We start from the raw sequence: 5,174 nt of genomic DNA on the forward strand, positions 1-5,174 counted from the left end.
AGACGGCATACGAGATAGGAGTCCGTCTCGTGGGCTCGGAGATGTGTATAAGAGACAGGAACCAGCCCTCCCGGTTCCCTCCGGGCTGGGGTTCACTGGGCCGATCGGTGTAGATTCGTGACCAGTGCCAGACGTCGCTGCTGATGGCGGTCGGTCGGCCCGCCCCGCGGACCGGCCGAGGGAGAGAGGGCCTCCGACGGACTGCGCTGCGGCCAGGGGACAGGTGTGTCCGGAGAGGCGAGTCGGCCTCTGCGTACGCTCCTTCTGTCAGCCACCGCTGACGAACCCCAGCCCGCGCCGCAGACTGCCCAGCCCGAAACCACGCGACGCTTCTAGGAGCAGCCCGCATGACGACAGCAGCCACCGGCCAGGACTTCAAGGTCGCCGACCTGTCCCTCGCCGCCTTCGGCCGTAAGGAAATCACCCTCGCCGAGCACGAGATGCCCGGCCTGATGGCGATCCGCAAGGAGTACGCCGCCGCGCAGCCGCTGGCCGGCGCCCGTGTCACCGGCTCGCTGCACATGACCGTGCAGACCGCCGTGCTGATCGAGACCCTGGTCGCCCTCGGCGCCGAGGTCCGCTGGGCGTCCTGCAACATCTTCTCCACCCAGGACCACGCCGCGGCCGCCATCGCGGTCGGCCCGGACGGCACCCCGGACAACCCCCAGGGCGTCCCGGTCTTCGCCTGGAAGGGCGAGACCCTCGAAGAGTACTGGTGGTGCACGGAGCAGGCGCTGACCTGGCCGAACTCGCCCACCGGCGGCCCGAACATGATCCTGGACGACGGTGGCGACGCCACCCTCCTCGTCCACAAGGGCGTCGAGTACGAGAAGGCCGGCAAGGTCCCCGCCGTCGAGACCGCCGAGAGCGACGAGCACCGCGCCATCCTGGAGCTGCTCACCCGCACCCTCGCCGAGAACCCGCAGAAGTGGACCAAGCTGGCCTCGGAGATCCGCGGTGTCACCGAGGAGACCACCACCGGCGTGCACCGTCTCTACGAGATGCAGCGCGACGGCGAGCTCCTCTTCCCCGCGATCAACGTGAACGACGCCGTCACCAAGTCGAAGTTCGACAACAAGTACGGCTGCCGGCACTCCCTCATCGACGGCATCAACCGCGCCACCGACGTCCTGATCGGCGGCAAGACCGCCGTCGTCTGCGGCTACGGCGACGTCGGCAAGGGCTGCGCCGAGTCCCTGCGTGGCCAGGGCGCCCGCGTGATCATCACCGAGATCGACCCGATCTGCGCCCTGCAGGCCGCCATGGACGGCTACCAGGTCACCACCCTCGACGAGGTCGTCGAGACCGCCGACATCTTCATCACCACGACCGGCAACAAGGACATCATCCTGGCGTCCGACATGGCGCGGATGAAGCACCAGGCGATCGTCGGCAACATCGGCCACTTCGACAACGAGATCGACATGGCCGGCCTGGCGGAGCTCCCCGGCATCGTCAAGGACGAGGTCAAGCCGCAGGTCCACACCTGGACCCACCCCGACGGCAAGGTCCTGATCGTGCTGTCCGAGGGCCGCCTGCTGAACCTGGGCAACGCCACCGGTCACCCGTCCTTCGTGATGTCCAACTCCTTCGCGGACCAGACGCTGGCCCAGATCGAGCTGTTCACCAAGCCGGAGCAGTACCCGACCGACGTCTACGTCCTCCCCAAGCACCTGGACGAGAAGGTCGCCCGTCTCCACCTCGACGCGCTGGGCGTCAAGCTCACCGAGCTCCGTCCGGAGCAGGCCGCCTACATCGGCGTCCCCGTCGAGGGCCCGTACAAGTCCGACCACTACCGCTACTGATACCGAGCACCACGCTCCAGCAGCCGGTTGATCCAGGCCCTCGCCACTCACGGCGGGGGCCTGGCCCGTACCGGCTCCCCACCGCACCGCCCCCGACGCACCCCACCGTCGCCGCTCGAAGGACTGCACCCCTCATGCCCCGCGGCCACTACTCCCTCCACGACCCGCACGATCACACCCCCCTCGGCGAAGAACACTTCCACTGCGCCACCGGCCCCTCCGGCTGGCGCTACGTCTCCCAGATCACCAACCCCTCCGGCGACCACATCGGCTCCGTCGACCTCACCCTCGACGACCTCGGCCGCCCCATCCGACTCGAACTCCACGCCTCCGCCTGGCAGGTCCGCGGCGCCGCCCTGGACGGCGTCACCTGGGTACGCACCGACCCGACCGGCACCCACGCCACCGAAGGCAACGTCCGCGCCCACGCCTTCACCGGCGCGTCCCCCGCCTTCCTCGTCGCGACCGCCCGACTGCTGCGCCCGGCCCTCGGCGCCGGCGCCGTCCGCGCCCGCCTCGTCGCCTTCACACCCCCCGTTCTCGCCCCCCGCACCCTCGACCAGTCCTGGGCCCTGCTCAACAGCACACCACACGCCACTGACAACGCCCCCCTCATCGCGGACGAGTACCAGGTCAACGACCTGGAGACCGGCGAACAGCACTCCGTCCACCTCGCCGGCGACGTGGTCCTCTCCGCCCCCGGCATCGAACTCGAATCCCTCGACTCCCCGCCGTCCACCTTCACCTGAGCCGGCCGCCGCCACCGCCTCTCACACCGGCGGCGCGAACCCCGTGCGCGGCGGCCGCGCCTCCGCCGAGGAAGCCGGCCCCGCAGCCGCCGAACCAGCCGACCCGGAAGGCGCCGGCGCAGAAGGAGCGGAAGAGGGAGCCGAAGGGGAAGAGGGAGCCGAAGGGGGAGGGGGAGACGAGGGCGAGGACGGCGACGACCAAGAAGCCCCCGGCGAAGCCCCAGCCGGAGCCGCCGAAGGTACATACGGCGAGGCGTACGACGTCCCCTGGGACGAGACGTACGGCGAGGCATCCAACGCCGAGGGCCCCGGTCCGGCCCCGTACGCCGCCGCGCCCTCACCGGTCGTACCGACCGCCCCATGACTCGCTGCCGCCGTTCCGAACGCCCGCCGCGACTCCCGCCCCTGCCGCTCCCCGACCACCGCCGACAGGTACGCCGCCGGATGCGCTCCGGCCGGCACCGGCACCCCGGTGAACCTCCGGAGATCCTCCGCCAGCCGCCCCGCCATCGCCGCCCCGACCTGCGCGTCCAGCTGCCCCATCCGCGCCAGGTACTGCCGGACGGTCAGCCACCACGCGTCCGGCACCCGCGACAGATCCAGCGCCCCGAGCTCCGCCACCAGCCACGGGGGAGGCGGCGGCAGCGCCGTCCCCACCTCGGCCGCCGGCATCCGCTCCCGTATGACCAGTGTCCCGGCGAACACGTCCCCCACCCGGCGCCCCCGCGCGGACACGAGCGAGGCGATCGCCGCCACCACCCCCATGGTCAGCACGATCTCGATGGCCCCCATGGCCCCCCGCACCAGCGCATGCCGGAACCGGATCGGCCCGCCGTCCTCCCGTACGACCCGCAGCCCGCAGATCACCTTGCCCAGCGACCGCCCGTGGCTCAGCGTCTCGATCACTATCGGAATCCCGACCTGCACCAACAGGAACGTCGCCACCGACACGGCAGCCACCGCCGCGCTGTCCATCGACGACGTCGCGCTGACCAGCAGCATCGACACCGCGATGTAGACGCTCCAGGCCACGGCCACATCGACCGCGATCGCCAGCCCCCGGCTCGGCAGTCTCGCCGGCCGCAGCCCCAGCACCACCGCTTCACCCGTGACGAGCTCATTCACGCCGCGCCCACTCCCTCTCGCTCCCCGAAACCCCGCCCGCACCACGCCGGGCCCGGCCAGTCTGCCAAGCTGACTCCGCACTCACCCACCACGGCGCTACGAGGAGCGACCCCGTATGGACCTCGATGTCTTCGTCGCGGCACACCGCGCCGAGTGGGACCGCCTCGACGCACTCCTGCACCGCAAGCGCCGCCTCACCGGGGCCGAGGCCGACGAACTGGTCGCCCTCTACCAGCGCACCACCACCCACCTCTCCCTCCTCCTCTCCATCGCCCCCGACCCCGCGCTGACCACCCGCCTGACCTCCCTGGTGGCCCGCGCCCGCAGTACGGTCACCGGCGCCCGCAAGGCCTCCTGGCGGGACACCGCGCGCTTCTTCACCACCGCCTTTCCGGCAGCGGTCTACCGCCTGCGCCACTGGTGGATCCCCACCGCTGTGCTCTCCACCGTGGTGGCCGCCCTCCTCGGCTGGTGGATAGCCGCCCACCCCGAGGTCCAGGCGGCCATCGGCGCCCCCGACGACCTCCGCGCCATGACCCGCCCCGGCGGTGAGTACGAGACGTACTACTCCAGCCACCCGGCCGCCTCCTTCGCCGCGCAGGTATGGACGAACAACGCCCAGGCCGTCGCCATGTGCCTGGTACTCGGCGCCTTTCTCGGCCTCCCCGTCCTCTGGATCCTCTTCCAGAACATGCTCAACCTCGGCGTCGGCATCGGCCTGATGTCCTCGGCGGGCCGCCTCGACACCTTCCTGGGCCTGATCCTTCCGCACGGCCTCCTGGAGCTGACGGCAGTCTTCATCGCCGCCGGCATCGGTCTCCGCCTCGGCTGGACCCTCATCGACCCGGGCCCCCGCACCCGCCGCGCCGCCCTTGCCCAGGAAGGACGCTCGGCCCTCGGCGTGGCCATAGGACTCGCCGCCGTTCTCTTCGTCTCCGGCGCGCTCGAAGCCTTCGTCACCCCCTCCGCCCTGCCCACCTGGGCACGCATCGGCATCGGCACCGCCACCGAGCTGGCGTTCCTTCTCTACGTGCAGGTGCTGGGCGGCCGCGCGGTACGCGCCGGCGCCACCGGAGACATCGACCCCGCCGACCGCGACGCCACCCTCCCCACCGCCGCCTGATGTGCGCACAGCCCCGCTGACCTGCTAATCTCCTCTTCGCCCCGGCAACCCGTTGACACGAGCAGCCAGGGGAGGTAGATTCGAACGGTTGCAGCGAACTGGACAAGTTCATCAGCGACGGCTAGTCTCTTCTCCGCTTCGCCCAGAATCTCTGAATTCGACGAAGCGCAACCGACCACTTACCGGAAGCCCGGGCCGATTCATTTCGCCCGAAGTGCTTCTGATAAAGTCGGAAAAGCCAAAAGGCACCCCCCTCCGACGGGGAATCGGATGCGAATTCGGACCGGAAACGGAACGAACAAGATCTGATAGAGTCGGAAAGGCCGAAAAGCGAAAGCCGAACGGCCGAGCCCGCTCCAACAGGGCGCCGGA

At 70.4% G+C, this 5,174-nt stretch carries 4 protein-coding genes; 3 read left to right on the forward strand and 1 reads right to left on the reverse strand.

Annotated features, from left to right (window positions below; genetic code table 11):
- Nucleotides 1-347 precede the first annotated feature (347 nt).
- Nucleotides 348-1,805 carry an adenosylhomocysteinase gene (ahcY, locus tag IG62_RS0140635; protein WP_030816232.1) on the forward strand — a complete coding sequence of 486 codons (1,458 nt, stop codon included), beginning with the start codon at nucleotides 348-350 and terminating at the stop codon, nucleotides 1,803-1,805.
- A gap of 134 nt (nucleotides 1,806-1,939) precedes the next feature.
- Nucleotides 1,940-2,554 (forward strand): hypothetical protein, encoded by a 615-nt coding sequence (locus IG62_RS0140640; protein ID WP_030816234.1) that lies wholly within the window; start codon nucleotides 1,940-1,942, stop codon nucleotides 2,552-2,554.
- A gap of 21 nt (nucleotides 2,555-2,575) precedes the next feature.
- Here IG62_RS0140640 and IG62_RS0140645 read toward each other — a convergent pair whose 3' ends face one another.
- Nucleotides 2,576-3,679: an RDD family protein gene (locus IG62_RS0140645; RefSeq protein ID WP_030816237.1), complete on the reverse strand. Its 1,104-nt coding sequence runs from the start codon at nucleotides 3,677-3,679 to the stop codon at nucleotides 2,576-2,578.
- Nucleotides 3,680-3,794: 115 nt separating this feature from the next.
- Here IG62_RS0140645 and IG62_RS0140650 point away from each other — a divergent pair, with 115 nt between their 5' ends.
- Nucleotides 3,795-4,802, forward strand: a complete 1,008-nt coding sequence (locus tag IG62_RS0140650) for a stage II sporulation protein M (protein ID WP_030816239.1) — start codon at nucleotides 3,795-3,797, stop codon at nucleotides 4,800-4,802.
- Nucleotides 4,803-5,174: the final 372 nt, after the last annotated feature.

This window comes from Streptomyces sp. NRRL S-337, from assembly GCF_000720175.1.
In the GTDB taxonomy this organism is placed as follows: domain Bacteria; phylum Actinomycetota; class Actinomycetes; order Streptomycetales; family Streptomycetaceae; genus Streptomyces; species Streptomyces siderophoricus.